The 26,404-nt window shown below is 62.1% G+C and carries 24 protein-coding genes; 13 read left to right on the top strand and 11 right to left on the bottom strand.

Annotated features, from left to right (window positions below):
• Positions 1 to 90 precede the first annotated feature (90 nt).
• The gene (locus ACR0NT_RS15500; RefSeq protein WP_170446021.1) at positions 91 to 882 is read right to left on the bottom strand and encodes a 23S rRNA (adenine(2030)-N(6))-methyltransferase RlmJ; all 792 of its coding nucleotides are present in this window, start codon (positions 880 to 882) and stop codon (positions 91 to 93) included.
• Between the two features lie 155 nt (positions 883 to 1,037).
• Here ACR0NT_RS15500 and ACR0NT_RS15495 point away from each other — a divergent pair, with 155 nt between their 5' ends.
• The 6 genes from ACR0NT_RS15495 to ACR0NT_RS15470 are packed head-to-tail and all read left to right on the top strand — an operon-like array spanning position 1,038 to position 7,604.
• Positions 1,038 to 2,084, top strand: coding sequence for a rod shape-determining protein (locus ACR0NT_RS15495; RefSeq protein WP_039523195.1), 1,047 nt, complete (start codon positions 1,038 to 1,040; stop codon positions 2,082 to 2,084).
• Positions 2,085 to 2,142: 58 nt separating this feature from the next.
• Positions 2,143 to 3,045: a rod shape-determining protein MreC gene (mreC, locus tag ACR0NT_RS15490; RefSeq protein WP_170673453.1), complete on the top strand. Its 903-nt coding sequence runs from the start codon at positions 2,143 to 2,145 to the stop codon at positions 3,043 to 3,045.
• Entirely contained in the window at positions 3,038 to 3,574 is a 537-nt protein-coding gene (locus tag ACR0NT_RS15485; protein WP_170673455.1) for a rod shape-determining protein MreD, read from the top strand. Before mreC ends, ACR0NT_RS15485 begins: the two co-directional genes overlap by 8 nt.
• Complete coding sequence (gene mrdA, locus ACR0NT_RS15480; RefSeq protein ID WP_170673458.1) at positions 3,571 to 5,520, top strand: penicillin-binding protein 2; 1,950 nt, start codon at positions 3,571 to 3,573, stop codon at positions 5,518 to 5,520. Before ACR0NT_RS15485 ends, mrdA begins: the two co-directional genes overlap by 4 nt.
• On the top strand, positions 5,517 to 6,656 hold the full coding sequence (gene rodA / locus ACR0NT_RS15475) for a rod shape-determining protein RodA (protein WP_170446034.1): 1,140 nt from the start codon (positions 5,517 to 5,519) through the stop codon (positions 6,654 to 6,656). The genes mrdA and rodA overlap by 4 nt, the downstream gene beginning before the upstream one ends.
• Before the next feature lie 15 nt (positions 6,657 to 6,671).
• The gene (locus tag ACR0NT_RS15470) at positions 6,672 to 7,604 is read left to right on the top strand and encodes a 2-hydroxyacid dehydrogenase (protein WP_170673461.1); all 933 of its coding nucleotides are present in this window, start codon (positions 6,672 to 6,674) and stop codon (positions 7,602 to 7,604) included.
• Here ACR0NT_RS15470 and ACR0NT_RS15465 read toward each other — a convergent pair.
• The 6 genes from ACR0NT_RS15465 to ACR0NT_RS15440 all read right to left on the bottom strand — a co-directional run bounded on the left by ACR0NT_RS15465 (position 7,601) and on the right by ACR0NT_RS15440 (position 14,138).
• On the bottom strand, positions 7,601 to 9,616 hold the full coding sequence (locus tag ACR0NT_RS15465) for a M3 family metallopeptidase (protein ID WP_170673464.1): 2,016 nt from the start codon (positions 9,614 to 9,616) through the stop codon (positions 7,601 to 7,603). The genes ACR0NT_RS15470 and ACR0NT_RS15465 overlap by 4 nt on opposite strands.
• A 56-nt stretch (positions 9,617 to 9,672) precedes the next feature.
• A complete protein-coding gene (locus ACR0NT_RS15460; RefSeq protein WP_170673467.1) occupies positions 9,673 to 10,719 on the bottom strand; it encodes a molybdopterin-synthase adenylyltransferase MoeB in 1,047 nt (348 codons plus the stop codon).
• The gene (gene dut / locus ACR0NT_RS15455; RefSeq protein WP_170673470.1) at positions 10,719 to 11,174 is read right to left on the bottom strand and encodes a dUTP diphosphatase; all 456 of its coding nucleotides are present in this window, start codon (positions 11,172 to 11,174) and stop codon (positions 10,719 to 10,721) included. Before dut ends, ACR0NT_RS15460 begins: the two co-directional genes overlap by 1 nt.
• A 13-nt stretch (positions 11,175 to 11,187) precedes the next feature.
• Positions 11,188 to 12,384, bottom strand: coding sequence for a bifunctional phosphopantothenoylcysteine decarboxylase/phosphopantothenate--cysteine ligase CoaBC (coaBC, locus tag ACR0NT_RS15450; protein ID WP_170673473.1), 1,197 nt, complete (start codon positions 12,382 to 12,384; stop codon positions 11,188 to 11,190).
• Between the two features lie 63 nt (positions 12,385 to 12,447).
• Positions 12,448 to 13,263 carry a ChaN family lipoprotein gene (locus ACR0NT_RS15445; protein ID WP_170673476.1) on the bottom strand — a complete coding sequence of 272 codons (816 nt, stop codon included), beginning with the start codon at positions 13,261 to 13,263 and terminating at the stop codon, positions 12,448 to 12,450.
• The gene (locus ACR0NT_RS15440) at positions 13,260 to 14,138 is read right to left on the bottom strand and encodes an RNA polymerase factor sigma-32 (protein ID WP_170446050.1); all 879 of its coding nucleotides are present in this window, start codon (positions 14,136 to 14,138) and stop codon (positions 13,260 to 13,262) included. The genes ACR0NT_RS15445 and ACR0NT_RS15440 overlap by 4 nt, the downstream gene beginning before the upstream one ends.
• Positions 14,139 to 14,238: 100 nt before the next feature.
• On the opposite strand from ACR0NT_RS15440, the gene cobU reads away from it, so the two are divergent.
• From cobU to ACR0NT_RS15420, 4 genes are read left to right on the top strand one after another with little or no spacing between them, the layout of a single operon-like run.
• A complete protein-coding gene (gene cobU / locus ACR0NT_RS15435) occupies positions 14,239 to 14,760 on the top strand; it encodes a bifunctional adenosylcobinamide kinase/adenosylcobinamide-phosphate guanylyltransferase (RefSeq protein ID WP_170446053.1) in 522 nt (173 codons plus the stop codon).
• Positions 14,757 to 15,335 (top strand): histidine phosphatase family protein, encoded by a 579-nt coding sequence (locus ACR0NT_RS15430; protein ID WP_170673480.1) that lies wholly within the window; start codon positions 14,757 to 14,759, stop codon positions 15,333 to 15,335. The genes cobU and ACR0NT_RS15430 overlap by 4 nt, the downstream gene beginning before the upstream one ends.
• 58 nt (positions 15,336 to 15,393) lie before the next feature.
• A complete protein-coding gene (locus ACR0NT_RS15425; RefSeq protein WP_170446059.1) occupies positions 15,394 to 16,278 on the top strand; it encodes a glutathione S-transferase in 885 nt (294 codons plus the stop codon).
• A 45-nt stretch (positions 16,279 to 16,323) separates the two neighbouring features.
• Positions 16,324 to 17,835, top strand: coding sequence for a YifB family Mg chelatase-like AAA ATPase (locus ACR0NT_RS15420; RefSeq protein ID WP_170673483.1), 1,512 nt, complete (start codon positions 16,324 to 16,326; stop codon positions 17,833 to 17,835).
• On the opposite strand, the gene gshB is transcribed toward ACR0NT_RS15420, so the two are convergent.
• From gshB to rsmI, 3 genes are all read right to left on the bottom strand, one after another.
• Entirely contained in the window at positions 17,832 to 18,764 is a 933-nt protein-coding gene (gshB, locus tag ACR0NT_RS15415; RefSeq protein ID WP_170446065.1) for a glutathione synthase, read from the bottom strand. The genes ACR0NT_RS15420 and gshB overlap by 4 nt on opposite strands.
• A gap of 61 nt (positions 18,765 to 18,825) precedes the next feature.
• Positions 18,826 to 19,197, bottom strand: a complete 372-nt coding sequence (locus tag ACR0NT_RS15410) for a YraN family protein (RefSeq protein WP_170673487.1) — start codon at positions 19,195 to 19,197, stop codon at positions 18,826 to 18,828.
• Between the two features lies 1 nt (position 19,198).
• A complete protein-coding gene (rsmI, locus tag ACR0NT_RS15405; protein WP_170673490.1) occupies positions 19,199 to 20,056 on the bottom strand; it encodes a 16S rRNA (cytidine(1402)-2'-O)-methyltransferase in 858 nt (285 codons plus the stop codon).
• 88 nt (positions 20,057 to 20,144) lie between these two features.
• Between rsmI and ACR0NT_RS15400 the strand changes: the two genes are divergently transcribed.
• Genes ACR0NT_RS15400 through murJ form a run of 3 tightly spaced genes read left to right on the top strand, consistent with a single transcriptional unit; the run spans position 20,145 to position 25,634 of the window.
• The gene (locus ACR0NT_RS15400; RefSeq protein ID WP_170673732.1) at positions 20,145 to 21,317 is read left to right on the top strand and encodes a penicillin-binding protein activator; all 1,173 of its coding nucleotides are present in this window, start codon (positions 20,145 to 20,147) and stop codon (positions 21,315 to 21,317) included.
• On the top strand, positions 21,277 to 24,096 hold the full coding sequence (locus ACR0NT_RS15395) for a [protein-PII] uridylyltransferase (protein WP_170446077.1): 2,820 nt from the start codon (positions 21,277 to 21,279) through the stop codon (positions 24,094 to 24,096). Before ACR0NT_RS15400 ends, ACR0NT_RS15395 begins: the two co-directional genes overlap by 41 nt.
• Positions 24,093 to 25,634 carry a murein biosynthesis integral membrane protein MurJ gene (murJ, locus tag ACR0NT_RS15390; protein ID WP_170673493.1) on the top strand — a complete coding sequence of 514 codons (1,542 nt, stop codon included), beginning with the start codon at positions 24,093 to 24,095 and terminating at the stop codon, positions 25,632 to 25,634. Before ACR0NT_RS15395 ends, murJ begins: the two co-directional genes overlap by 4 nt.
• Here the strand turns inward: murJ and ACR0NT_RS15385 are convergent, their stop codons facing one another.
• Entirely contained in the window at positions 25,635 to 26,321 is a 687-nt protein-coding gene (locus ACR0NT_RS15385) for a rhomboid family intramembrane serine protease (RefSeq protein ID WP_170446083.1), read from the bottom strand. It lies immediately after the preceding gene.
• Positions 26,322 to 26,404 lie beyond the last annotated feature (83 nt).

Raw genomic sequence — 26,404 nt, 5'->3', positions numbered from 1 at the left:
CGCGCCACAGGCGCGCTGCCGGGCCCAACTCGGTTGACTGCATCTTTGATGCGGGCAAGCGAGGCGGGAGCCTTCCGCCTTTTTTGCAGACTACGGTTTGAGCTCTGCGAACAGCGTTGTCAGGCGGGCCGTTTCATCCTCAAGCCCATAGGGCGCGTTGATGATGAACATACCCGACCCCACCATGCGATGCCCTTCCCTCACGGGGTCGAACCTGACTTCGTGAAACAGGGTCTTCGGCAGGTTCTGAGAATTCAGAGCAGAGATCATCGCAGCATGGCGATCATCCGTCAGGATCGGATACCACAGCGCAATTACACCTACGTTCCATTTACGATGCAATTTGCCGATTACTCCGGGCAGCCGATCATATTCCGACTTCACCTCATAGCTCGGGTCGATCAGCATCACACCGCGCCGGGGCGTGGGGGGCAGCAGAGACTGCGCCAGCTCATATCCATCCTGGCGGTACACCTTGGCCCCGTAGGGCGACATTGCCATGGCCAGAGCGGAATGTTCCTGCGGGTGCAACTCGGCAAAATGCAGGCTGTCCTGATCTCTCAGCAAATTGGCGGCAATCAGTGGTGAGCCGGGATAGGCTTCGGTTCCGTGCCTGTGCTGAACTGCACGGATCGCCCGTTCCAGCGGATGATCTGCGTCAAACCAATTGGCCTGCTGGACACGCCGGATACCGGCCTCGGCCTCTCCCGTGCGCACCGCCTCTGCCGCGTCGAGCTTGTACAAACCCCGGCCCGAGTGGGTTTCCAGATAGGTCAGCGGTTTGTCTTTACGAGTCAGATACTCCAGCACAATTGCCAATAAAGCGTGCTTTTGCACATCAGCCAGATTCCCGGCGTGGTAAATGTGTTGATAAGAGAGCATGTTGCCTTCTAAAGTCCCTCTCAATAAGGCGGAAAGGTGCTGATTGTCGCGGAATCAGCCCTTTTACCGGGCGTGCTGGCACCCTATAAGGCATCCGTCCCGGAACCGTCGAGTCGCGGGCAGTGGAAATTCTGACAAACGGGATCAGGGGAAATATGGGCATCTTTGGCAATCTGGGCGGCCTGTTCACAGCGGACATGGCTATCGACCTTGGGACAGCAAACACGCTGGTATATGTCAAAGGGCGCGGTGTGATCCTGTCTGAGCCCTCGGTGGTGGCCTATCACGTCAAGGATGGTGTGAAAAAAGTGCTGGCGGTGGGCGAGGACGCCAAGCTGATGCTGGGCCGGACCCCCGGTTCGATCGAGGCGATCCGACCGATGCGCGAAGGTGTGATCGCGGATTTCGACACCGCCGAAGAAATGATCAAGCATTTCATCCGCAAGGTGCATAAACGCTCGACCTTCTCGAAGCCGAAAATCATCGTCTGCGTCCCCCACGGCGCGACACCGGTTGAAAAACGCGCGATCCGCCAATCGGTTCTGTCCGCTGGCGCCCGCCGCGCGGGCTTGATTGCCGAACCCATCGCTGCGGCCATTGGCGCAGGGATGCCAATCACCGATCCGACCGGGAACATGGTCGTCGATATTGGCGGCGGTACAACTGAGGTTGCGGTTCTGTCGCTGGGCGACATCGTCTATGCCCGCTCGGTCCGCGTGGGTGGAGACCGCATGGATGAGGCTATCATCTCGTACCTGCGCCGTCAGCAGAACCTTCTCGTCGGTGAATCCACCGCCGAACGTATCAAGACCACCATCGGCACCGCCCGTATGCCCGACGATGGCCGCGGCCAGTCGATGCATATCCGCGGTCGCGACCTGTTGAACGGTGTACCCAAGGAAATCGAGATCAGCCAGGCTCAGGTGGCCGAGGCATTGTCTGAACCCGTCCAGCAGATTTGCGAGGCGGTGATGACCGCGCTGGAGACCACGCCGCCCGATCTGGCCGCCGATATTGTCGACCGGGGCGTGATGCTGACCGGCGGCGGTGCGTTGCTGGGCGATCTGGATCTGGCCCTGCGCGAACAGACCGGTCTGGCCGTGTCGATTGCCGATGAAAGCCTGAATTGTGTGGCTTTGGGCACCGGCAAGGCGCTGGAATACGAAAAACAACTGCGCCACGCGATTGACTACGAAAGCTAAGGCGCGCACCCTTTGCAGATAGGGTAAACTCGGCACGAGCAGCACGGGAAGGTAACCTGTGGCAAAAGACCGATCACAGCGCGACGAATACACCACCCCCTTGCGCCGCCTGCTGCTGGGGATCGTAGTGCTGTGCCTGCTGGCCATCTTTCTGGTCTGGCGTATCGACAGCCCGCGTGTGGAACGGTTCCGCGCTCAGGTCGTCGACCGGGTTGTGCCGTCGATGGATTGGGCCATGGTTCCAGTCACCGCCGTAGTCAATCTGGCCCGTGATTTCCAAAGTTATCAGCGCCTGAGCGAACAGAACCAGGAATTGCGCAGCGAGCTGCGCCTGATGCGCGCCTGGAAAGAGGCCGCTTTGCAGCTGGAACAGGAAAACGCCCGGCTGCTGGATCTGAACAATGTGCGCCTTGATCCACGTCTGACCTATATTACCGGGGTTGTGATGGCCGACAGCGGCTCGCCCTTCCGGCAGTCCGTGCTGCTGAATGTGGGCGAACGCGACGGCATCACCGATGGCTGGGCCACCATGGACGGGATTGGCGTGGTCGGGCGCATCTCGGGCGTGGGGCCGGATACGGCGCGGGTGATCCTGATGACCGATGCCTCCAGCGCGATCCCGGCGACTATTCAGCCCTCGGGCCAAACCGCCCTGATCACCGGCGACAACACCCCGGCCCCAGCGGTCGAGTTTCTTGAGAACCGCGAACTGGTCCGCCCCGGCGACCGTGTCGTAACCTCGGGCGATGGCGGCGTTTTCCCGGCCGGTCTGCTGATCGGCCAGATCACCGCCGACCCCGGAGGCCGCCTGCGCGTTCGCCTGTCAGCGGATTTCGAACGGCTCGAATTCCTGCGTGTGCTGCGGTACCAGTCCGCCCCCACCATTCGGGACCCGGGCCGCATCGTTGGCCCCACCCAGCCCGAAGCCGCGCTGCCTCCAGCGGAGGTTGGTGATGGATAGCCAAACCTCGCAGCTCTGGTCCAAGCGGGGCCTGTACCTGTTTCTGGCCGCACTGATCCTGTTCCTGCACCTTCTGCCGCTGGATACAAAACCGGATCGCTGGCCCTTTCCGGACTTGCTGATCGCGCTGACCTTTGCCTGGGTGCTGCGGCGACCTGAATTCGTGCCGACGCTGCTGGTCGCCATCGTCATGCTGATGGCCGACCTGTTGCTGCAACGCCCGCCCGGCCTGCTGGCGGCATTGGTGGTTCTGGGCGCCGCTTACCTGCGTTCGGCTGCGTTTGGATTGCGGGATTCGGGCTTTGTCGGCGAGTGGTCCACAGTCGCCGTGGTGATCACAACTGTTTTTATGCTGAACCGCGTCATTCTTGCTATTCTGTCGGTGCAACAGGCAGCATTGGGGCCCGTGGTGATCCAGGTGGTTCTGACAATTGCAATATACCCTGTGATCGTTCTGCTCAGCCAGAACGGGTTCGGAGTACGGCGTAAATCCTCGACCGAAACCGGCGCATTGGGAGCGCGCGTATGAAACAGCGCAAACCCAAAGCCCGTGGTCTTGCCTATAAGCGCCTGCCCCGCAGAGCGTTGATTCTGGGTGGGCTGCAGGCCGCCTTCATCGGCGGGCTGGCCGCGCGGATGCGCTTCATGCAGGTCGAGCAGGCCGATGAATACCGGCTGCTGGCCGAGGAAAACCGGATCAACATCCGTCTGATCCCGCCGACCCGTGGCCGGATCTATGACCGGAACGGAGAGATCATCGGTCAGAACTCGCCCTCGTACCGGATCGTCATGGTGCGAGAGGATGCGGGCGATGTGGACGAGGTGATCGCCAAACTGTCCAAATTGATCCCCCTGACCGAGGATGAGATCGCGCGCGCCAAGACCGAAATGCGCCGCTCGGCCCCGTTCCTGCCGGTCACTCTGGCCGATCAGGTCACGTGGGAAGATATCTCGAAAGTCGCCGTCAACGCCCCGGCCCTGCCCGGCGTGATCCCCGAAGTGGGACAGACCCGGCAATACCCGCGATACGAGGACTTCGCCCATGTGGTCGGCTATGTCGGCCCGGTCAGCGATTACGACCTCAGCCAGATTGAAGACCCCGAACCCGTTCTGCGCATCCCCCGGTTCCAGATCGGCAAGGTCGGGCTGGAAGCCAAGCAGGAAATCAGCCTGCGTGGCAAGGCCGGGGCCAAGCGGGTCGAGGTCAACGCCACCGGCCGTGTGATGCGCGAACTGGACCGGCAGGAAGGCACTGCCGGGGCCGACCTGCAACTTTCGGTCGATGCCGACCTGCAACAATACGCGCAAGCCCGGCTGGCCGGTGAAAGCGCCGCCGCCGTCGTGATCGACTGCGAGACCGGTGATATCCGCGCCATCAGCTCGGCCCCCAGTTTCGACCCCAACCTGTTCGTACGCGGTATCTCGGTCGCTGATTACCGGGCGCTGACGAATGACAACTACCGCCCGCTGGCGAACAAGACCGTACAGGGTACATATCCGCCGGGCTCAACATTCAAGATGATCACCGCCATGGCCGCGCTTGAGGCCGGAGTGGTCGGTCCCTCGAACACCGTCTATTGCCCCGGCCACCTGAAAGTCGGCAGCCGCCGCTTCCACTGCTGGAAGCGCGGCGGGCATGGCATGGTCGATCTGGAAACCTCGCTGAAGCGCAGCTGCGACGTGTATTACTATGACGTGGCTCTGCGGGTGGGGATCGACAAGATCTCGGACATGGCGCGCATCTTCGGGCTTGGGGTCAAGCACGACATTCCAATGTCCGCCGTGGCCGCCGGGCTGGCACCGAACCAGGAGTGGAAACAGCGGGTGCACGGGCAGGACTGGCTGGTCGGCGATACCGCAAATGCTTCGATCGGTCAGGGCTTCATGCTGGCCTCGCCGCTGCAACTGGCGGTGATGACGGCGCGTATCGCCACGGGGCGGGCCGTGAAACCGCGTCTGGTACGCTCGGTGAATGGAATCGAACAACCCTCGGGCGCGGGTGAGCCTCTGCCGGTGAACCGCGCCAATCTGGACCAGGTGCGCCATGCGATGTTCACGGTCTCGAACAACCGGCGCGGCACCGCCTATCGCAGCCGCATCATCGCCGATGAGTTCCGCATGGCCGGAAAGACCGGCACCAGCCAGGTGCGCAACATCACCAAGGCCGAACGCGCCGCCGGCGTGATCCGTAACGAGGACCTGCCGTGGGAACGCCGCGACCACGCGCTGTTCGTCAGCTTTGCGCCCTATGACAACCCGAAATACGCCGTGGCTGTGGTGGTCGAACATGGTGGGGGTGGTTCGAAAGCCGCCGCCCCGGTGGCCCGCGATATCATGCTGCAGGCGCTCTATAACGGCACCCCCCCGCTCGAGGCCTACCCGGTCGCCGATCGGGACCGCATCAAGGAACAGCAAAAACGGCTGGAAGGCGATCGCCGCCCCAAAGCGCGTCCGACCGAAAAGGACCGCGCATGAGCTATCTTGAGTATGCCGTCAAATCCACGCCATCGGGGTTCCGCAAGTTCCTGTATATGAACTGGCCGCTGACGCTGCTGTTGATCAGCGTGGCCAGCGCCGGGTTCCTGATGCTGTATTCGGTGGCCGGTGGATCGTGGTCTCCGTGGGCCGAGCCGCAGATGGAGCGTTTCGGGCTCGGGCTTGCGGTGATGTTCATCATTGCGCTGGTGCCGATCTGGTTCTGGCGAAACATGTCGGTGCTGGCCTATGTCCTGTCAATCGCCCTGCTGGTGTTTGTGGAGTTTTTCGGAACGGTCGGCATGGGTGCACAACGTTGGATCGACCTTGGTTTCATGCGGCTCCAACCCTCCGAAGTCATGAAGGTCGCGCTCGTCATGGTCCTGGCGTCCTACTACGACTGGTTGCCATCTCATAAAACGTCGCGCCCGCTTTGGGTGCTGATCCCCGTTGTCCTGATCCTGATCCCCACGTTCTTTGTCTTGAAACAGCCCGACCTTGGCACCTCGATCCTGCTGTTGGCGGCAGGTGGTGGCCTGATGTTTCTGGCCGGTGTCCACTGGGCTTATTTCGCCGCCGTCATCGCCGCCGTGGTCGGCTTGATTGCGGCTGTTTTTAAAAGCCGTGGAACTGACTGGCAGTTGCTCAAGGACTACCAGTTTAAGCGGATTGATACGTTTCTGGACCCCTCAACCGAGCCGTTGGGGGCTGGGTATCACATCACCCAGTCCAAGATCGCGTTGGGGTCCGGCGGCTGGAACGGGCGCGGGTTCATGCAGGGTACGCAATCGCGGCTGAACTTCCTGCCCGAAAAACACACCGACTTCATCTTCACCACACTGGCCGAGGAATTCGGTTTTGTCGGCGGCATCACCCTGTTGACCCTTTATGGCCTGATCCTGGTGTTCTGCCTGGTCACTGCGCTGTCGACCAAGGACAGGTTTTCTTCGCTGGTGACGCTGGGCATCGCGCTGAACTTCTTTCTGTTCTTTGCCGTCAATATGTCGATGGTGATGGGCTTGGCCCCGGTTGTCGGCGTGCCGCTGCCGATGGTCAGCTACGGCGGCTCGGCCATGCTGGTTCTGATGGCGGCCTTCGGCATCGTCCAAAGCGCCCATATCCACCGCCCCCGCTGATCCGAAAGGCCCAACATGCCCGTGAACGTCCTGTTTTCCGCGCGCCCGGCCCTGTGGCCCGTGTATGAACCGTTGCTGACCAAGGGCCTGACCGAGGCCGGGTTGGATTTTCGCCTGAGTACCGAGTTCGCCCCGGATCAGGTCGACTATGTCGTCTATGCCCCGAACGGCGGGCCGCTGGATTTCACCGCGTTCACAAGGTTGAAGGCCGTACTTAGCCTGTGGGCCGGGGTCGAGAAGATCGCGGTTAACGAAACTCTGACCGTCCCGCTGGCGCGGATGGTGGATCACGGGCTGACGCAGGGAATGACCGAGTGGGTGGTCGGCCATGTGCTGCGCTATCACCTTGGGATGGATCAGCACATCACGGTGCAGGATGGCGTCTGGACCCCTGACGCACCGCCTTTGGCCACCGAGCGTCAGGTTTGCGTTCTGGGTCTTGGCGCCTTGGGCGAGGCCGCCGCCCGTGCCCTGGTTGCGTTGAACTTCAACGTCACCGGCTGGAGCCGTTCCGCCAAGGACATCCCCGGCGTTACATGCCTGCATGGCGACGATGGGCTGCGCGACGCCCTGTCCCAAGCAGAGATCGTGGTTCTGCTGTTGCCGGACACGCCCGCCACTGTGAACATCCTGAACGCCGAAACCTTGGCCCTGCTGCCCAAAGGCGCGCGGATCATCAATCCGGGCCGGGGGCCGCTTATTGATGACGATGCGTTGCTGGCTGCGTTGGACTCGGGTCAAATCGGCCACGCGACGCTGGATGTGTTCCGGGTCGAGCCTTTGCCCGAACAGCATCCCTACTGGGCGCATCCGCACGTGACGGTGACACCGCATATCGCATCGGAAACCCGCCCTGCCACAGCAGCCCAGGTGATCTGCGAAAACATCCGTCGAGGCGAGAAAGGCGAACCCTTCCTGCACCTCGTCGACCGCGATCTGGGGTATTAGGCGGCGATCAGTCCCCGGCCCTTCAGCAAGGCCTCAACCCCCGGCAAACGACCGCGGAAAGCCAGATACAGGTCCTCGGCCTCGCGTGAGCCGCCGGTGGACAAAATGTTCTCCTCCAGCGCCTTGGCGCGTTCGGGATCAAAGGCCCCGCCCGCCTCTTCAAAGGCAGCGAAGGCATCTGCATCCATCACCTCGGACCACATATAGCTGTAATAGCCCGAGCTATAGCCGTCGCCCGCAAACACATGCGCGAAATGCGGGGTGGCGTGGCGCATCCCGATGGCCTGCGGCATCCCGATCCCGGCCAGCACCTCGGCCTGTCTCTCCATCGGATCGGCTGGGGCTGCGCCATCGTGGAACGCCAGATCGACAAGCGCCGAGGCGACGTATTCCACCGTCTGGAATCCCTGATCGAAATTGGCGGCCTTGAGCACTTTCTCCAGCATGTCCTGCGGCATCGCTTCGCCGGTATCGGCATGGGTGGCGAATTCGGCCAGAACTTCGGGCACCTCCAACCAGTGTTCGTAAAGCTGGCTGGGCAGTTCGACGAAATCCCGCGCGACCGACGTGCCCGAGATTCTTTCATAGGTCACATTTGACAGCATCTGGTGCAGCGCGTGGCCGAATTCGTGGAACAGCGTGCGCGCGTCCTCATAGGACAGCAACGCCGGGTCTCCCTTCGCAAAGTTGCAGACATTGATCACGACCGGAGCCTGCACCTTGGGGAATTTGGCCTGCGACCGCATCGCACTGCACCACGCGCCGGACCGTTTCGACCCGCGCGCAAAGTAATCACCGATGAACACCGCGATATGTTGGCCGTTGCGCGTCACCTCCCATGCCCGGCAATCGGGGTGATAGAGCGGTACATCCAGCGGCGCGAATTCCAGCCCGAACAGGCGATTGGCACAGGCAAAGGACGCCTCGATCATGCGGTCCAGTTGCAGGTATGGCTTGAGTGCCGCCTCATCGAGATCGTGCTCGGCCTTGCGGCGCTTCTCGGCGTAGTAGCGCCAGTCCCACGCTTCCAACGGACCGTTTACACCGTCTTCCTGCATCATCTGCGTCAGGATTTCGGCGTCCGCATCAGCGCGGGTCTTGGCCGGCTCCCACACCTGCATCAGCAGGTCTCGGACCTTGTCCGGCGTGCGGGCCATTTCGGTTTCCAGCTTGTAGGCCGCGAAACTGTCATGGCCCAGCAGCTTTGCCCGTTCCTCACGCAATTGCAGGATTTCCGCGGCAATCTCGCGGTTGTCGGTCTCTCCGCCATTGGCACCGCGCGCGGTCCAGGCGCGATAGGCCGTTTCCCGTAGATCCCGGCGGGTCGAGAATTGCAGGAACGGCACGATCAGAGACCGGGACAGTGTCACAACCGGACCCTTCGCCCCCTTTTCCTGCCCGGCCGCACGAGCGGTATCCACGACAAAATCCGGCAGACCCTCCAGATCATCCTCGGACAGGTCCATGGACCAGTCGCGCTCATCCGCCAGCAGGTTCTGGGTGAAGGACGTCCCCAACGAGGCCAGCCGCGCCTTGATCTCTTGCATCCGCGTGTCATCGTCGCCGGTCAGGGCGGCACCGGCGCGCACGAACCCCCGATGGGTCAGCATCAGAACCCGCGCCTGCTCGTCGGTCAGGTCCAAAGCATCCTTGCGCGTCCACAGATCGGCAAGGCGCTGAAACAAAGCCTTGTTCGAGGAAATACCTGAGAAATGCGCCGCCAGCTTGGGCGAGAACTCGCGCTGCAACGCTTCGCGCGCCGGGTTGCTGTCGGCCCCGGCGACGGTAAAGAACACCGACAGAACCTTGTCCATCTCCTCGCCCGCGGCCTCAAGCGCCTCGACCGTGTTGGCAAAGGTGGGTGCGTCCGGGTTGCCCGCAATCGCATCGATCTGCGCGTTATGGGCCTGCATCGCCTGATCCAGCGCGGGGGCGAAATCATCATCCGCAATATCCGCGAAGGGTGCGATTTCAAACGGCGTGGTCCAGTCGGACAGGATCGGATTGGTCATAGAAGTCTCCTTTGACCACAAAGTTAGGAACGGCAGGCCGGATGATCCAGAGCGGGTTACGCCCCAGCGCCACAAACCGGACAATCGGGACGGCGTGACAGGGTGATCTTGCGGCTTTCGCCATAAAGCGCGTCATAGATCAGCATTTCGCCCCGCAGGGCCTGCCCGGCCCCGGTGATCACCTTGATCGCCTCAACCGCCATCATCGAACCGACCACGCCGGGCAACGGACCGATCACCCCCGCCTCGGAACAGGAAGGGGCCAAACCGGGGGCTGGGGCCTCGGGGAAAATACATTGATAGCAGGGTGCATCGCTGGCGGGGTCAAAGACGCTGAGCTGTCCTTCCCATTGCGATAGGGCGCCCGAGATCAGCGGTTTGCCCAACGCAACCGCCGTGCGATTGGCCAGATAGCGGGTGTCGAAATTGTCGGTGCCGTCGAGGATCAGATCGAAATCGGCAAACAGATCATGGGCGATCTCTTCGGTCAGGCGGCGGTGATAGGGCAGCACGGTGACATTGGGATTCTGCGCCTCCATCGCCTGCTGCGCCGAGAACACCTTGGGCATTCCGATATCGGCATCGCGGTGGATCACCTGCCGTTGCAGGTTGGCGTTCTCGACCTCATCATCGTCGATCACACCGATTGTGCCGACACCAGCCGCCGCCAGATATTGCAGGGCTGGCGCACCCAGCCCACCTGCGCCGATGACCAGCACGCGGGCCTTTTTCATTTTCTTCTGACCCGGCCCGCCCAATTCGCGCAATACGATGTGGCGGGCATAGCGTTCCAGTTCGGTTTCAGAGAATTGGTCGGATGGCATCACGGGCTCCTTGGCGGCGGCAGGGGCTGCGCGGTTTCGCAGCGCTTTCAGCACCCTCCCGTAAACCAGAACCAGAATGGCCACGCCACCCAAGATCAACCACAGCGCCGCAGAGCCGCCAGTCGCCTCACGCAACGGATGGCCATCCGGCAGAACCAGCTGAGCCGTAATGACGCCCAGCAGCAGAACTCCGACCGAGGCCATGCGGGCTGTCCGTGACACTCCGGCCAGATAGCCGATGCCCCACAGACCCGCAGCCAGGATCAGGACCAGCAGCATCAGCCGCGCCCGGTTGAGCCGAACCCGCCCGCGCCGCGGACCGTGTCGCTGAGCACCTCCACCGGCTCGAACGCGGCCTGTACCACGGGGGCGACGACCAGTTGCGCGATACGCTCACCATGGGTGACTTCGAACGCCTCTTGCCCGGCATTCAGGACGATCACGCCCAGCGGGCCGCGATAGTCACTGTCGATCGTGCCGGGGGTATTGGGCAGGGTGATACCGTGTTTCAGCGCCAACCCCGAGCGGGGACGTACCTGCACCTCGAACCCTTTCGGGATCTCGATACGCAGCCCGGTGGGCACCAGTGCGCGTTGACCCGGCTTTAGCGTGATTGAGGCCCCGTCCGGCAGGTTCGCCCGCACATCCGCCCCGGCCGCCCCGGAGGTTTCGTAGGACGGCAGAGGCACCGACGGATCGGACCCTTCCTCTCGGATCACACGAATTGCAACCATCACTGTTCCCTTTTTAGCTGCTCAGCGCGTCGGCGATTCTGGTCGCCAGGCGCTTGGCCACTTCATCCTTGCCCATGCGCGGCCATTCCTCGGCGCCGTCGTCCGAAATCAGGATCACCGCATTCTCGGACCCACCCATGATCCCCGTTGCCGGGCTGACGTCATTGGCCACGATCCAGTCACAGCCCTTGCGCCCCCGTTTGGCGGTGGCGTGTTCGACCACATTGTCCGTTTCAGCCGCAAAGCCTACGACCAACGCCGGACGTCCGGTCTCCATTTGCGAGACACGTTTCAGAATGTCCGGGTTTTCGGCGAACTCAAGCACCGGCAGACCATCGCGGCTTTTCTTCAGCTTCTTGTCCGAAGCGCTGGCCACGCGCCAATCGGCAACCGCAGCGGCGAAAACACCCGCATCGACGGGCAGCGCGGCATCCACCGCGTCGGACATCTGTTGGGCGGTTTCAACCGGCACGACCTGCACCCCGTCGGGCGGTGCCACATCTGCCGGGCCCGTGACAAACACCACCTCGGCCCCCAGCGCGGCCAGCGCCCGCGCCACCGCCGCGCCCTGCGCCCCGGATGAGCGGTTGGCGATATAACGGACCGGGTCGATCGGTTCATGCGTCGGCCCCGACGTCACAACCACGCGTTTGCCGCTCAGCGGACCACTCCCCAGTTCCGCCTCAATCGCCGCGACGATCTCCAGCGGTTCCGACATGCGTCCGGGGCCGTATTCGCCGCAGGCCATGTCACCCTCGTTCGGGCCGACAAAACGAACACCATCCGCCTGCAACTGTGCAAGATTGCGCTGTGTGGCGGGATGATCCCACATCCGCACATTCATCGCGGGGGCACACAGAACCGGCGTATCGGTCGCCATCAGCAGGGTCGAGGCCAGGTCATTGGCCAGCCCCCCGGCCATCTTGCCCATCAGATCGGCAGTCGCCGGAGCCACAACAATCAGATCAGCCGAGCGGGACAGCTGAATATGCCCCATCTCGGCCTCATCCGTCAGGTCGAACAGGTCGCGATAGACTTTCTCTCCGGCCAAGGCAGACACCGAAAGGGGCGTCACGAATTCCTCCGCCGCGCGGGTCAGTACGGGTGTCACAGATGCACCGCGTTCCCGCAAACGCCGGATCAGGTCCAGCGACTTATACGCCGCGATCCCACCGCCAATGATCAGCAGAATGCGTTTCGATGCCAGCATATTAAGCCCTTCCCGTCCCGGTCGGCCCCGACATTAGGCAAGCAGGCCGGACAGTTCCAGCGGTTAATTCTGTGTTTCAAAGGCCAGGCAAGGGTCTTCTCGCTCAACGATAGGACTATCGATCACCGCGTCGAATTCCCCGTTTACCAAGCCGTCCTCGGACTGGCCCAGTACAAACACCTTCAACCCCGGCCGCATACGAGTCAGAAAGGTCGGGATGCCCCGGTCCTTGCGCGCGTGGCCATTGCCGGTGATCACTGCAACCGGCCCACCGGTTTCATCGGTGGCCCGCAGGATCGCGCGGGTCAGCACCGCGTCGCGCAGGCGCTGTATGGCGACCAGTTGCGGCAAAGCGCTTTCCGGGATCGCATTGCAATGAGCGGCCAGTTGATCTGCCTCGCGCGCGGCCTGTTCGTCAGCCGGTAGCGGAACGGTCAGACCATACCGCGCCGCATCCGCACCCAGGGCCGTGGCCGCACCCCGTTCCATCGCGGCACGAGCGGCCGCGCGCGGCACCATGGCGCCATAGACCGGCGCATCCGAGGCCTGAAACACCGGATAATACATGCTGAGCGGCGGCCAACCGGATTCGATCCATTCCAGAATGCGTGCAAGTTCCTCGGGGTCGGACATCGCCTTGTCCGCAAGTCGCTGCGCGCCTTCTTCAGTCACCATTTCCCAGACAACGGCCGAGGGCTTTACGGCCCTCAACGCGTCGGCCTGAATGACATGGTGCTGAGGGTTGTCATGAACCTCGCCCAGAATGACCACGTCCGCCGACATCATCGCGGCCAGGAGATCATCGGGTATCAGTTCGTCGGCATGGCCTGGGCGGACCATAACCACAAGTGCACAAAGCAGAATCGCAAGCTGTCTCATGCGATGAAGTGTTGCACCTCGCGCGATTGCGCTTCAAGGTTCTTGCGCATTTTCACGAAAGCCGCCGCCTCAAGCTGACGTACGCGTTCTTTGGACAGGCCAAGTTCCTGCCCAAGGCTTTCCAGCGTTCGGGCCGGTTCGCGCAGCTTGCGTTCGCGCACAATGAACCTTTCGCGATCATTCAGCGCCTGCATGGCCATCACCAGCCACTCGCGGAGCTGTTTGGTGTCATGGTTGTTCTCGACCATCTCGGCGGCCTGCGCACGCTCATCTTCCAGCGCGTCAATCCACTCGCGCCCGTCTTCATCGGCGGACTGCACCGCGTTCAGCGAGAAATCAGAGCCAGACAACCGGCCTTCCATCATCTCGACATCGCGCAGAGGCACGCCGATCTCGGCGGCGATCATCTGGTGCAACTGGTGGCGGTCCAAGTCCATCCCCTCGGTCGCGGCTTCGCGTTCAAGGCGCGCCTGCACCCTGCGCATGTTAAAAAACAGGGATTTCTGGGACGAGGTCGATCCGGTCCGCACCATCGACCAGTTGCGCATCACGTAATCCTGAATGCTGGCCTTGATCCACCAGACCGCATAGGTCGAAAACCGCACGCCGCGGTCGGGGTCGAACTTGTCGGCGGCCTTCATCAGGCCAAGACCCGCCTCCTGGATCAGATCATTCATCGGCGCGCCATAGCGTTTGAACTTGGCCGCCATCGAAATCGCCAGCCGCATATAGGCCGTGATCAACCGGTGCAGAGCCTTTTCATCACGCTCATCGCGCCAGGCATAGGCCAGTTTCAGTTCGGTCTCCGCGTCCAGCAGTTCGGCTTTCATCGCTTGCCGGGACATCGAAAAATCGTTCGCATTGTCCAGTGCCATGGAAATCTCCCCTTTTCACAGGCGCGGGCCGGACTTGCCTTGCCGACCTAGGGTCGATACGCAGAACAAAACCGGGTGGATCACATGGAAGGTAATAATAGTGTATCCGGATTTAACCTTTGTGTTGGGCGGCGCGGCATCTGGCAAGTCGGCATTTGCCGAACAACTTGTTGTTTTGTCAGGAAAACAGCGGGTTTACCTTGCCACATCACAAGTGTTTGATGACGAGATGCAAGACAAGGTCCAACGCCACATCGCCCAGCGCGGCGAGGGTTGGGCGACTGTCGAGGCCCCCTTTGATCTGGGGCCCGCGCTGGCTGACCTGACCCCGGATGATATCTGCCTGATCGACTGCGCAACCATGTGGCTGACCAATCACCTGCTGGCCGAAAACGATCTGGAACAGGCGCAGTCCGCGATGTTGCAGGCGCTTAAATCCTGTCCTGCGCCGATTGTCGTCGTCTCGAACGAGGTCGGCCACGGCATCGTCCCCGACAACGCCCTGTCCCGCCGGTTCCGCGAGGCGCAGGGGCGGCTGAATATCGCCTTGGCGGCGCAGGCCGATCTGGCGGTGCAGGTCACCGCAGGTCTGCCGATGGTTCTGAAAGGGCAGTTGCCGTGACTCGCCTGCACCTTGTGCGCCACGGACCGACCCATGCAAAAACCATGGTCGGCTGGTCCGACATTCCCGCCGACCTCAGCGATCGGGCGGCTATCACGCGGCTGCACGATCACCTTCCGGCCGAGGCTCTGGTGATCTCATCCGACCTGTCTCGTGCCGCAGATACTGCCTCGGCCATTCAGGGCGCGCGTCAGCGCCTGCCACATCACCGCGATCTGCGCGAGATTCACTTCGGCACGTGGGAGCTGCGCGGGTTCAAAGACATTGAGGCCGAAGACCCCGACCTTGCCTTTGCTTATTGGGACAACCCCGGCGACGTGCGCCCGCCCGAAGGTGAAAGCTGGAACGAGGTGCGCAGCCGCGTTGATACCATTATTGATCGCCTGATCGCCGACCATACCGGGCGCGATCTAATCGTCGTCGCCCATTTCGGTGTGATCCTGACGCAGGTCCAGCGTGCCCTCGACCTCGACGCGCAAAAGACGTTCAGCCACCGGATCGACAACCTCTCGGTCACCGACATCACCCATCACGGCGACCGCTGGTCGGTGGGGCGGATCAATCACCTGCCGTGATCATACCCCGCACAAATCACTGATTTACGGATCGGTTCCACAACGCCATCGTTACGGCATGACCTATGATTTGTTTATCGGAGACCGCCTGTTTTCCAGCTGGTCCATGCGCGGCTGGCTGATGCTGGAAAAGTTCGGCCTGCCCTATCGTAACCACATGATCGGCCTCTATTCCGGCACCATGGCCGAGGATATGGAAGCCCTTGCCCCGGCCCGCCTCGTGCCCGCCCTACGCCTGCCGGACGGAACGGTCGTAGGTGAAAGCCTGGCCATGGCCGAAACCCTGGCCGAACGCCACCCCGAGGCCGGGTTGTGGCCCGCAGATCCCGCTGCCCGCGCCACTGCCCGGTGGCTCTGCGCCGAGATGGTCGCCGGATTCACCGCCTTGCGCGGGGAATGCCCGATGCAGCTGAAACACTGCTGGCAGGGATTTGCCCCTTCAACCGAGACGTTGGCCGATCTGAACCGGATCGAAACGCTCTGGGCCCATGCGCGCGCTGTATCCGGTGCAGAAACCGGTCCGCTGTTCGGCGATTATTCACTGGCGGACGTGTTCTACACGCCGGTCGCCGCGCGGATCATCGGGTATGGATTGCCGGTTTCCGGCGCCAACCGCGCCTATTGTCTGGACCTGCTGGCAGGCACGCCCGTCCGGCAATGGCGCGCAATGGGGCTGACCGAGACGTATGATCCCTTTCCCTATGCGCTGGACCTGCCATCGCAGCCGTGGCCAATCGGCGGGCCTTCTGACGCACGCCCTGTCGAAGACGGCCCCTCTGTTAACGCCACTTGCCCCTATTCCGGCAAACCGGTCTCTCATTTTCTGGAGCTGAACGGGCGGCGTTGGGGCTTTTGCAACCGGTTCTGCCGTGACAAAACCGTCGCAGACCCGGCGGCCTGGCCAGAATTCATCGCAATGGCGGAGACCGTTAACGATTCTTAAACCGGGATCATGGCAGCAACGACCTGTTAACCAAAAAGGTCGTTCATGGTCGCCCGTTCTCATACCGTCGCTTTCCAGGGGGTCGATGCCCGCCCGGTCGAGGTGCAATGCGCCGTCTCGCCGGGCCTGCCCGCCTTTTCCATCGTCGGCCTGCCCGACAAGGCTGTGTCCGAGGCCCGCGACCGCGTGCGCAGCGCGCTAAGCGCGATGGCCATCGCGCTGCCGTCGAAACGGATCACCATCAACCTGTCGCCCGCTGATCTGCCGAAAGAGGGCAGCCATTTCGACCTGCCCATAGCAGTGGCGTTGCTGTCAGCGCTCGAGATCATTCCCCCCGATGCCGCCGAAGGGGCGGTTTCATTGGGCGAGCTGTCGTTGGACGGATCCCTGGTGCCCGTCGTCGGTGCCCTGCCGGCCGCCATGACCGCAGCCGCCGAGGATCGCACGCTGCTCTGCCCCCGCGCCTCCAGCGCCGAGGCCGCGTGGGTCGATGCCACGCAGGTGATCGGCGCGGGTTCACTGGGGGACGTGGTGCGCCATTTCTCGGGCCAGTCGCCATTGCCCACTGCGCAGCCCGGCGAGGTGAGTTTGGCGCCCAGCGCCCGCGATCTGCGTGATGTGAAAGGGCAGGAACGGGCCAAACGCGCGTTGGAGATCGCGGCGGCAGGGCGGCACCACCTGATCATGATCGGCACGCCGGGGTCGGGCAAATCCATGCTGGCCGCGCGCATGCCCGGAATTCTGCCGCCGCTGACCCCGATCGAGGCGCTGGAAACCTCAATGATCCAATCCCTGTGCGGATTGCTGGACGAAGGCGGCATCAGCCGCAGCCGCCCGTTTCGCGAACCGCACCACACGGCCTCGATGGCGGCGATAGTCGGGGGCGGCAAGGGCGCCAAGCCGGGTGAGATTTCGCTGGCCCATAACGGCGTTCTGTTCATGGACGAGTTTCCGGAATTCCCGCGCACCGTGCTGGAAACCCTGCGCCAGCCGATCGAAACCGGCGAGGTCATGGTCGCCCGCGCCAACGCCCATGTGAAATACCCCTGCCGGTTCATGCTGGCGGCCGCAGCCAATCCGTGCAAATGCGGATACCTGACTGACCCGGCCCGCGCCTGTTCGCGCGCGCCTGTTTGCGGAGAAGACTATCTGGGGCGGATTTCCGGCCCTCTGATGGATCGCTTCGATCTGCGGATCGAGGTCCCCCCGGTGGGGTTCACTGACCTCGACCTGCCGCCCTCGGGTGACAGCTCGGCCACGGTTGCGGCACGCGTCGAAGCCGCCAGAGCCATACAGGCGGACCGTTTTGCGGGTACGTCGACCCGGCAAAACGCCGATGTCGAAGGCACGATGCTGGAAGAGATCGCGGCTCCGGACGCCGAGGGCAAGGCGTTGCTGTTGAAAGCCGCCGAACGGTTCGGCCTGTCGGCCCGCGCCTTTCACCGCATTCTGCGGGTGGCGCGGACAATTGCCGATCTGGAGGGCACGCCGGATGTCCGACGCCCCCATGTGGCCGAGGCGCTGAGCTTTCGCATCAGCGCCAAGGTCGCGTCCTAAAGCTTGGCCTCGATCGCCTGCCAGATCTTTTCGGCGATATTCACGCCGTCGAACCGCTCAAGCTCTTGAATACCGGTGGGCGAGGTCACGTTGATCTCGGTCAGATAGTCGCCGATCACGTCGATGCCGACAAAAATCTGGCCTTTTTCCTTCAGCAGAGGCCCAATCGCAGCACAGATCTCAAGATCGCGTTCGGACAGGCCGATCTTTTCGGGGCGGCCGCCCACATGCATGTTCGAGCGAGTCTCACCCTTTGCCGGCACCCGGTTGATCGCGCCAACCGGCTCTCCGTCCACGAGGATCACGCGTTTGTCGCCGTTGCTGACATCTGGCAGGAATTTCTGAACAATCAGCGGTTCGCGCGAGAAACCGGTGAACAGCTCATGCAGAGAGGTCAGGTTGCGGTCATTCGCATCCAGCCGGAACACACCCGCACCGCCATTGCCGTACAGCGGCTTGAGGATCACGTCGCCGTGTTTTTCCTTGAACGCCTTGATGGTTTGCAAATCACGCGCAACCGTCGTCGGAGGCGTCAGGTCGGGGAAATCCAGAACCAGCAGTTTCTCGGGGTAATTTCGCACCCAGAACGGATCGTTGACCACCAGCGCCTGCCCTTTCAGACGGTCCAGCAGGTGGGTCGACGTAATGTAATGCATGTCGAACGGCGGGTCCTGACGCAGCCAGATCACGTCGAACTCGGCCAGATCAACCTCGCGTTCAGGTCCCAACTCGGCCGGATTGCCCGCTATGCGCTGGACTGTCATGTCATGCCCGCGCGCGGTGATCCGACCCTCTTGATACGCCAGTTGGTCGGGCCCGTAGAAAAACAGCGTATGCCCGCGCGCCTGTGCCTCTTCGGCCAGACGGAAGGAGCTGTCTGCATTGATATCCACGGCCCCGATCGGGTCCATCTGAAAGGCGATTTTCATGGCGTGTCCCTCAGTTTCACGCCCGATACATGGCCCAGCAGGGCCATGGGTTCAATGGGGGTCAGGCCTGACCAAAGGCGTTTTCGATGATTTGAACAGCCCCCGAGGCGTCCACCAGGGCCGCATCAAACCGGGTATTCGTCAGTTGCCCGTCAGGTTCGGTTTCCAGAAACTGAGCGGCAGAGGTGTAAATTCGGTCCATCTGGCGGCGGCTGATCCGGGCTGCGGCCGTCTCGAAACTGGTGCTTTTCTTGACCTCAATGAAAACGACGCCGTCTGCGTTGCGGGCGATCAGATCGATCTCACCCCCGGCTCCGCGCCAGCGGCGATGCGCGATTGAGAAGCCACGCCGTTCGTATTCGGATGCCACCTGCTGCTCCGCCGCCTGCCCGGCGTGATAGGAAACCGAACTTCGGACGGATCGCGCGGTCATGTCACCCCTTTCCCAGTTTCAGGGCCTTCTGATAGATCGGACGACGCGGCAGTTTATACATTTCCGACACCAAATCCGCCGCGTCCCGGACCGAATGGGTTTCCAGAGCCCGTTTCAGAGCCTCTTCTACGTCGGATTCGTTAACAGTTTCCGAATGTCCGCGGTCCACCAACAGGACGATCTCACCTTTGACAGTCTGCGCTTTCAGCTCTGCCGCCAATTCTCCCAGAGACCCGCGCCGGACTTCTTCGAACTTCTTGGTCAACTCACGGCACATCGCAGCTGAACGGTTTTCGCCTAACACCTCGGCCAAGTCCGACAGGCAGGCCGCGACGCGTTTCGGCGACTCGTAAAATACCAGCGTTCCGGGCACGTCGCGCAGCGCCTCGATCCGCGATCGGCGGGCACCAGAGGCATTTGGAAGGAACCCGGCAAAAAAGAACGCATCCGTCGGCAAGCCCGCCAAGGTCAGCGCCATCAGGGCCGCCGACGGTCCGGGCGCGCAGGTCACCAGATGCCCGGCCTCAGCGGCCTGCCGCCCCAGATCATAGCCGGGATCGGCGATCAGCGGCATTCCGGCCTCGGACGCATAGGCGACGGATTTCCCTTCGCCAAGCGCGTCCAGAATCTTGCCGCGCGCACCTGCGCCGCTGTGGTCGTGATAGGCCAGAATGCGCCGCCCCTCGAGCGGGACGCCGTGAATCTCCATCAACCGACGCAGGCTGCGGGTATCTTCGGCAGCAACCACATCCGCCGAAGCCAGCACATCCAGCGCCCTGAGCGTGATGTCGCGTGCCGTACCAATCGGAGTGGCAACAAAATACAGGCCGGCGCCCAATCTGACTTTTTGGAAATTCAAAGCTGGACCCTCACAGCGTGACGTTTATTATCGCGGCTCAATAGAATGGTGGCACTCCAAGCCGCCGGGACAGGGAGTTTTCATTCAGATGTTTACCGTTTGCAAGCCCGTTCGCAAGCTGGCGCGCACCGCCGCCGTACTGGCAACCGCCGCCTTTCTGGCCGCCTGTGATGTCAGCACCATTGGCGGTGGGCCGTCGATCAACACATCCGAACCTGTCCCTGTCGCCCTGCTGGTGCCCGCCGGATCGGGGCAGTCAGGCGATGCCGCACTGGCGCGCAGCCTTGAAAACGCAGCCCGTCTGGCAATGTCGGACCTGCAGAACGTCAAGATTGATCTGCGGGTCTATGACACCCGCGGCAGTTCCAACACGGCCGCCGAGGTTGCGCAGCGCGCGGTTGCCGACGGGGCCAAGATCATTCTGGGGCCGGTCTATGCACAAGCGGCGAATTCCGCTGGCTTGGCCGTGCTGAGCAGCAATGTGAATGTTCTGTCCTTCTCGAACAACACAAGCATCGCCGGTGGGAACGTCTTTGTCTTAGGATACACGTTTGAAAACACGGCCAACCGTCTTGTCAACTTTGCCGGTCGCCAAGGCAAAACAGGAGTGGTTATCGTTCACAGCAACGATACCGCCGGACAATTAGGACAAGCTGCAATCTCCAGCGCATTGGCGAACAGCAATGTGGCTAATTCTGGATCAGTGGGCTACGACAGGTCGCAACAAGGGGTCATAAATTCGGTTCCCACGATTAAAGCCACAGTGGACTCATCTGGCGCGGACTCAATCTTCCTGACCTCGACTTACGCTGGCGCGTTGTCGTATTACAGCCAACTTTTGCCGGAAGCGGGTATCTCTCCGGCCTCAACTCAATACATTGGGTTAACTCGTTGGAACATTCCTGCTCAGACTCTCGAGTTACCCGGGTTGCAAGGTGGCTGGTTCGCACTTCCAGACCAAACCAAGGCGCAGACTTTTCGCCAGCGGTACAACAACGCTTACGGCGAAGCGCCGCACCCAAATAGCGGCCTTGCCTACGACGGTATTGCCGCTATCGCCACATTGGTGGCACAGGGCAAATCCAATGCGCTGACCGCCTCGGCGCTGACACAGAACGCCGGTTTCAAAGGCGTCGGTGGCATCTTCCGCCTGCGTCCGAACGGCACCAACGAACGCGGTCTGGCTGTGGCCACGATCCAGAATAAACAGGTAGTAGTGATTGACCCTGCCCCACAAAGCTTCACCGGCGCCGGATTCTGATCAATCGGTGCTGACGCTTATCCCGAAGGGTGAGTTGATCTGCCCGGCCGATGACATATTCGACAGCGCCGCCGTGATGGCACAGTTGTCGGAAGCGTTTGACAAGACCTCGGACAATGGTGCGCGGCGGAACGAAACCGTGCGGATTCTGCGTGACGTCCAGAAAGCCGGGCGGCAGGCCATTGCCGATGCCTTTGCCAAACGCCCCTTTGACGCACGGCCGCTGACCCATTCCTATACCTACCTGACCGACGGGCTGGTCTGCACGGCGATGCACGTCTCCAGCGAAGTACTGCACCCTCTGGCCACGCCGACGCAGGGGGAAAAGATCGCGGTGATGGCCGTGGGTGGCTATGGGCGGGGTGAGATGGCCCCGGCTTCTGACGTCGATCTGCTTTTCCTGACGCCGTACAAGATCACCGCCTGGGCCGAGAGCGTGATCGAATCCATGCTGTATATCCTGTGGGACTTGCGGCTGAAGGTCGGTCATTCCTCGCGCACCATCAAGGATTGTCTGCGGCTGGGCACCGAGGATTTCACCATCCGCACCGCCATGCTGGAACAGCGATATCTGGCCGGGGAAAAGGACCTTGGAACAGAGCTGGACACCCGTCTGAAATCCGACCTGTTCAAGGGCACCGAACGGCAATTCATCGAAGCCAAGCTACAGGAACGCGACGAGCGCCACCTGAAGCAGGGCCAGCGCTATATGGTCGAGCCCAATGTCAAAGAGGGCAAGGGCGGGCTGCGCGACCTGCAATCTCTCTATTGGATCGCGAAATACATCTATGGCGTTCAGGATGTGGCCGAACTGGTGCCGCTGGGGCTGTTCACACCGGATGAGTTCGAGACCTTCGTGAAGGCCGAAGATTTCCTCTGGGCGGTGCGGTCGCACCTGCATCTGGTCACCGGGCGCGCCACGGAACAGCTGACCTTTGACATGCAGGTCGAGGTCGCAGCCCGCATGGGCTACGAGGATCGGGCCGGCCGCCGAGGCGTCGAAGTCTTCATGCAGCGCTATTTCCGCGAGGCGACACGGGTGGGTGAGCTGACGCGGATCTTCCTGACCAAGCTGGAAGCGACCCATATGAAGGGCGCGGCGCTGCTCGAGCGGATTTTTCGCCGCCGCCCCCGTGTCAAATCGGGCTATGCCGTCGTGCATGGCCGTCTGGATGTGGCTGACCCCGAAACGTTTCTGGCCGACAAGCTGAACCTGCTGCGCCTGTTTGACGAGGGGCTGCGGACGGGCATGCTGATCCACCCGGACGCGATGCGTTTGGTCAGCGCCAATCTGAATCTGATCGACGAAGATATGCGCGAAAACAAGGAGGCGCAGCGCATCTTCCTTGATCTGATGCTGAAACACGGCAACCCTGAACGCGCCCTGCGCCGGATGAACGAACTGGGTGTCCTGTCGGCCTTCCTGCCCGAGTTCGAACACATCGTGGCGATGATGCAGTTCAACATGTATCACAGCTATACGGTCGATGAGCACACCATCCAGTGTATCGTCAACCTGAATCAGATCGAACGCGGAGAGCTGGTGGAATCGCTGCCTCTGGCCTCGTCGATCCTGAAAGAGGGCGTCAATCGCAAGGTTCTGTATGTGGCCCTGCTGATCCATGACATCGCCAAGGGGCGGCCTGAAGATCACTCGATCCTGGGTGCGCAGATGGCGCGCAAAATCGCCCCGCGGCTGGGATTGAGCAAAAAGGACTCCGAAACCGTGGAATGGCTGGTGCGCTATCACCTGCTGATGTCGGACATGGCGCAGAAACGCGACATCTCGGACCCGCGCACGGTGCGCGATTTCGCCAAGGCGGTGAAGACGGTCAAGCGGCTGGACCTGCTGACGGTAATGACGGTCTGCGATATTCGCGGCGTCGGCCCAAATACATGGAACAACTGGAAGGCCACTCTGCTGCGGGCCCTGCACGCGGAAACCAAACGCGCGCTTGAAACCGGGATGGAGGACCTCAACCGCGCCAATCGCGGAACCGAGGCGAAAAAAGCGCTGCGGGCAGAACTTGCCGATTGGTCCAAAGCCGACCTCAAATCCGAGACCGGGCGGCATTATCCGCCCTATTGGCAGGGTCTGAACCTGTCGACCCATGTGGAATTTGCCGAGATGCTGCGGGCGCTGGAACACAGCGGCGACCCGGGTGAGATGGAAATCCGGCTGCATCCCGACGAAGACCGCGACGCCACCCGCGCCTGTTTCGCGATGGGCGACCATCCGGGGATTTTTGCGCGGATCGCAGGGGCTCTGGCGCTGGTCGGGGCCAACGTGGTGGATGCGCGCAGTTACACCACCAAGGACGGCTATGTGACCGACGCGTTCTGGATTCAGGATGCCGAGGGTCATCCGTTCGAAGCCAGCCGCCTGCCACGCCTGACCCAGATGATCCACAAGACGCTGAAAGGCGAGGTCGTCGCCCGCGACGCGCTGAAATCGCGTGACAAGATCAAGAAGCGCGAGCGTGCCTTCAACGTGCCCACCCATATCACCTTCGACAATGACGGGTCCGAGATTTACACGATCGTCGAGGTCGACACCCGCGACCGTCCCGGCCTGCTGTATGATCTGACGCGCACGCTGGCCGCGGCCAATGTCTATATCGCCAACGCGGTGATCGCGACCTATGGCGAGCAGGTGGTGGACACGTTCTACGTCAAGGACATGTTCGGGCTGAAATACCATTCGGAAAGCAAGCAGCGCACGCTTGAAGGCAAGCTGCGCAAAGCCATCACCGAAGGCGCCGAGCGCGCGGCCTCATGAAGCAGATCCGGCTGTTTTCAGGCCTGTTCACGGTCGGGTTCTGGACCTTGGCCAGCCGCATACTGGGCTTCCTGCGGGAAATCCTGCTGACCGCCTATATCGGACCGGGGCCGGTGATGGATGCCTTTGTCGCCGCCTTCCGCCTGCCCAACATGTTCCGCCGCTTCTTTGCCGAAGGCGCATTCAACGCGGCCTTTGTGCCGATGTTTTCGAAACGGCTGGAGGGGGACGAGAACGCCGAAGCCTTTGCGCAGGACGCGTTCAACCTGCTGGCCGTGGCCGTTCTGGCGCTGGTCGGGCTGGCAATGGTGTTCATGCCCGCTTTGGTCTGGATCACTGCCGAGGGGTTCCACGGGGATGAACGGTTCGATCTGGCGGTGGATTATGGCTACGTCGTCTTTCCTTACATCCTGTTCATGTCGCTGGCGGCGTTGTTTTCGGGCGTTCTGAACGCCACCGGGCGCTTTGCAGCTGCCGCCGCTGCGCCCGTGTTGCTGAACATTTTTGCGTGTACGGCCCTGATCACCGGGGCGGCGATGGGCGGCGAAGTGATCCGATGGCTGATCACCGTCATCCCGTTGGCGGGCATCGCGCAACTGGCGCTGGTCTGGATCGCCACCGAACGGGCGGGTATTCGCATCCGCCCCGGCCTGCCGAAACTCAGCCCCGAAATGCGCCGCATGGTCCGCATCGCTGTTCCGGCGGCACTCGCCATGGGGGTCACGCAAGTCAATCTGGTGGTGGGGCAACTGGTTGCTTCGAAGACCGAAAAGGCGGTGAGCTGGCTGTTCGCGGCAGATCGGCTATATCAACTGCCCCTGGGCGTGGTGGGCATCGCAGTTGGCATCGTGCTGCTGCCCGACCTGTCGCGGCGGCTGCGCGCCGGGGACAAGGACGGTGCCCGCAACGCCTTTTCCCGCGCCGGAGAGTTCACGCTGTTGCTAACCATCCCTTCGACCGTGGCCTTTGTGGTTCTGCCCAACCCGATCGTCTCGGTCCTGTTCGAGCGTGGCCAGTTCAGCGCAGAAGACACCACCGCCACGGCGCTGGCGGTGGCTGTCTATGGCATAGGCCTACCCGCCTTCATGCTGCAAAAACTGCTGCAGCCGCTGTTCTTCGCGCGCGAGGATACGCGACGCCCGTTCCACTATGCCGTGGTCGCTATGATCGTGAATGCGGGGCTGGCCTTTGGCCTTTATCCGCTGGTGGGGTGGATCGCGCCTGCCATTGCGGCCTCGGCCGCCGGTTGGGCGATGGTCGCCCTGTTGGCCATAGGTGCGCGCCGGATGGGCGAAGAGGCGCGGTTTGATGACCGGTTCAAACGCCGGGCGTGGCGCATCGTGGCGGCGTCATTGGGGATGGGCGTTGTGCTGTATGCCGCCATTCACCTGTTCGGCTGGACCTTCGACCTGCCCGGCTGGCGCTATCTGGCGCTGATCCTCCTGATCAAGGTTGCGGCGGCCAGCTATTTCTTCCTCGGCCACCTGTTCGGCGCGTTCGAAGTGTCCGAGTTCAGAAAGGCCCTGCGCCGGTCGTGATCAGTCGCGGCGGATACGTCGCACGATCCGCGCCCAGCCGCCCGGCGCCAGAAAGAAGGACAGACCAAACCCGGTGGCAAACCCGCCCAGATCGGCCACCCAATCCGAGGTGCCGCCGAACAGCAGGCCAAAGACCAGCTGGATGCCCATCAGAGCCGCGATCAGGCCAAAGGCACGGTGTTGATTTTCACCAACCAGCGACAGTTTGCGCCACAGCAGCCATGTAAACGCACCGATCAGGCCGTAGACCGGTGGGAACCCTCCGACCAGCGGATAGCTCGGGTCCAGCAGCAGCGCATAGGCCAGCGCACCGCCCACGCCGGACAGCACAAAGACCACCAGCATCTGAAACCCGCCAAAGACCTCGGCCACCATCTTGCCCATGGCCAGCAGGAAAACACAGACAAAGATGGCCTGCGTAAAGCTGCCGGACACGAACGGGTAGGTCACAAACCGGATCACATGTTCAAACGGCCAGCGCCCGTTTTCCACCATCCAGTCGAAGATATCAGGCGAGAAGGAATAGCTTTGCAGCGCGTCCAGCCGCCAGCCCACCGCCGACGGCCCGCCGACCAGACCACGCGTACCCAGGGTGAAGGCCAGTTCCACCCCCATGATGAACACCACCAGCGCCACCACAACCGGCGGCAGGGGGTTCACTGCGGGTGTATAATTCTCACTGCTCATTGGGCTGGCCTTTCGCGGCTGTTGACGTCCCTTGGCCTCATGGGTAAGCGACGGGGGCTGATTTTTCCAGACGGGAGTTCCCT

Source organism: Ruegeria sp. AB10, from assembly GCF_056542745.1.
This window is presented reverse-complemented; position numbering and strand designations above follow the sequence as displayed.

Bases quoted from the DNA above. Each gene is read 5' to 3' on its own strand.
- ACR0NT_RS15500 (WP_170446021.1), bottom strand. From the start codon at position 882: ATGCTCTCTTATCAACACATTTACCACGCCGGGAATCTGGCTGATGTG.
- ACR0NT_RS15495 (WP_039523195.1), top strand. From the start codon at position 1,038: ATGGGCATCTTTGGCAATCTGGGCGGCCTGTTCACAGCGGACATGGCT.
- ACR0NT_RS15485 (WP_170673455.1), top strand. From the start codon at position 3,038: ATGGATAGCCAAACCTCGCAGCTCTGGTCCAAGCGGGGCCTGTACCTG.
- mrdA (WP_170673458.1), top strand. From the start codon at position 3,571: ATGAAACAGCGCAAACCCAAAGCCCGTGGTCTTGCCTATAAGCGCCTG.
- rodA (WP_170446034.1), top strand. From the start codon at position 5,517: ATGAGCTATCTTGAGTATGCCGTCAAATCCACGCCATCGGGGTTCCGC.
- ACR0NT_RS15470 (WP_170673461.1), top strand. From the start codon at position 6,672: ATGCCCGTGAACGTCCTGTTTTCCGCGCGCCCGGCCCTGTGGCCCGTG.
- ACR0NT_RS15465 (WP_170673464.1), bottom strand. From the start codon at position 9,616: ATGACCAATCCGATCCTGTCCGACTGGACCACGCCGTTTGAAATCGCA.
- ACR0NT_RS15460 (WP_170673467.1), bottom strand. From the start codon at position 10,719: ATGCTGCTGGTCCTGATCCTGGCTGCGGGTCTGTGGGGCATCGGCTAT.
- dut (WP_170673470.1), bottom strand. From the start codon at position 11,174: ATGGTTGCAATTCGTGTGATCCGAGAGGAAGGGTCCGATCCGTCGGTG.
- coaBC (WP_170673473.1), bottom strand. From the start codon at position 12,384: ATGCTGGCATCGAAACGCATTCTGCTGATCATTGGCGGTGGGATCGCG.
- ACR0NT_RS15445 (WP_170673476.1), bottom strand. From the start codon at position 13,263: ATGAGACAGCTTGCGATTCTGCTTTGTGCACTTGTGGTTATGGTCCGC.
- ACR0NT_RS15440 (WP_170446050.1), bottom strand. From the start codon at position 14,138: ATGGCACTGGACAATGCGAACGATTTTTCGATGTCCCGGCAAGCGATG.
- ACR0NT_RS15425 (WP_170446059.1), top strand. From the start codon at position 15,394: ATGACCTATGATTTGTTTATCGGAGACCGCCTGTTTTCCAGCTGGTCC.
- ACR0NT_RS15420 (WP_170673483.1), top strand. From the start codon at position 16,324: ATGGTCGCCCGTTCTCATACCGTCGCTTTCCAGGGGGTCGATGCCCGC.
- gshB (WP_170446065.1), bottom strand. From the start codon at position 18,764: ATGAAAATCGCCTTTCAGATGGACCCGATCGGGGCCGTGGATATCAAT.
- ACR0NT_RS15410 (WP_170673487.1), bottom strand. From the start codon at position 19,197: ATGACCGCGCGATCCGTCCGAAGTTCGGTTTCCTATCACGCCGGGCAG.
- ACR0NT_RS15400 (WP_170673732.1), top strand. From the start codon at position 20,145: ATGTTTACCGTTTGCAAGCCCGTTCGCAAGCTGGCGCGCACCGCCGCC.
- murJ (WP_170673493.1), top strand. From the start codon at position 24,093: ATGAAGCAGATCCGGCTGTTTTCAGGCCTGTTCACGGTCGGGTTCTGG.
- ACR0NT_RS15385 (WP_170446083.1), bottom strand. From the start codon at position 26,321: ATGAGCAGTGAGAATTATACACCCGCAGTGAACCCCCTGCCGCCGGTT.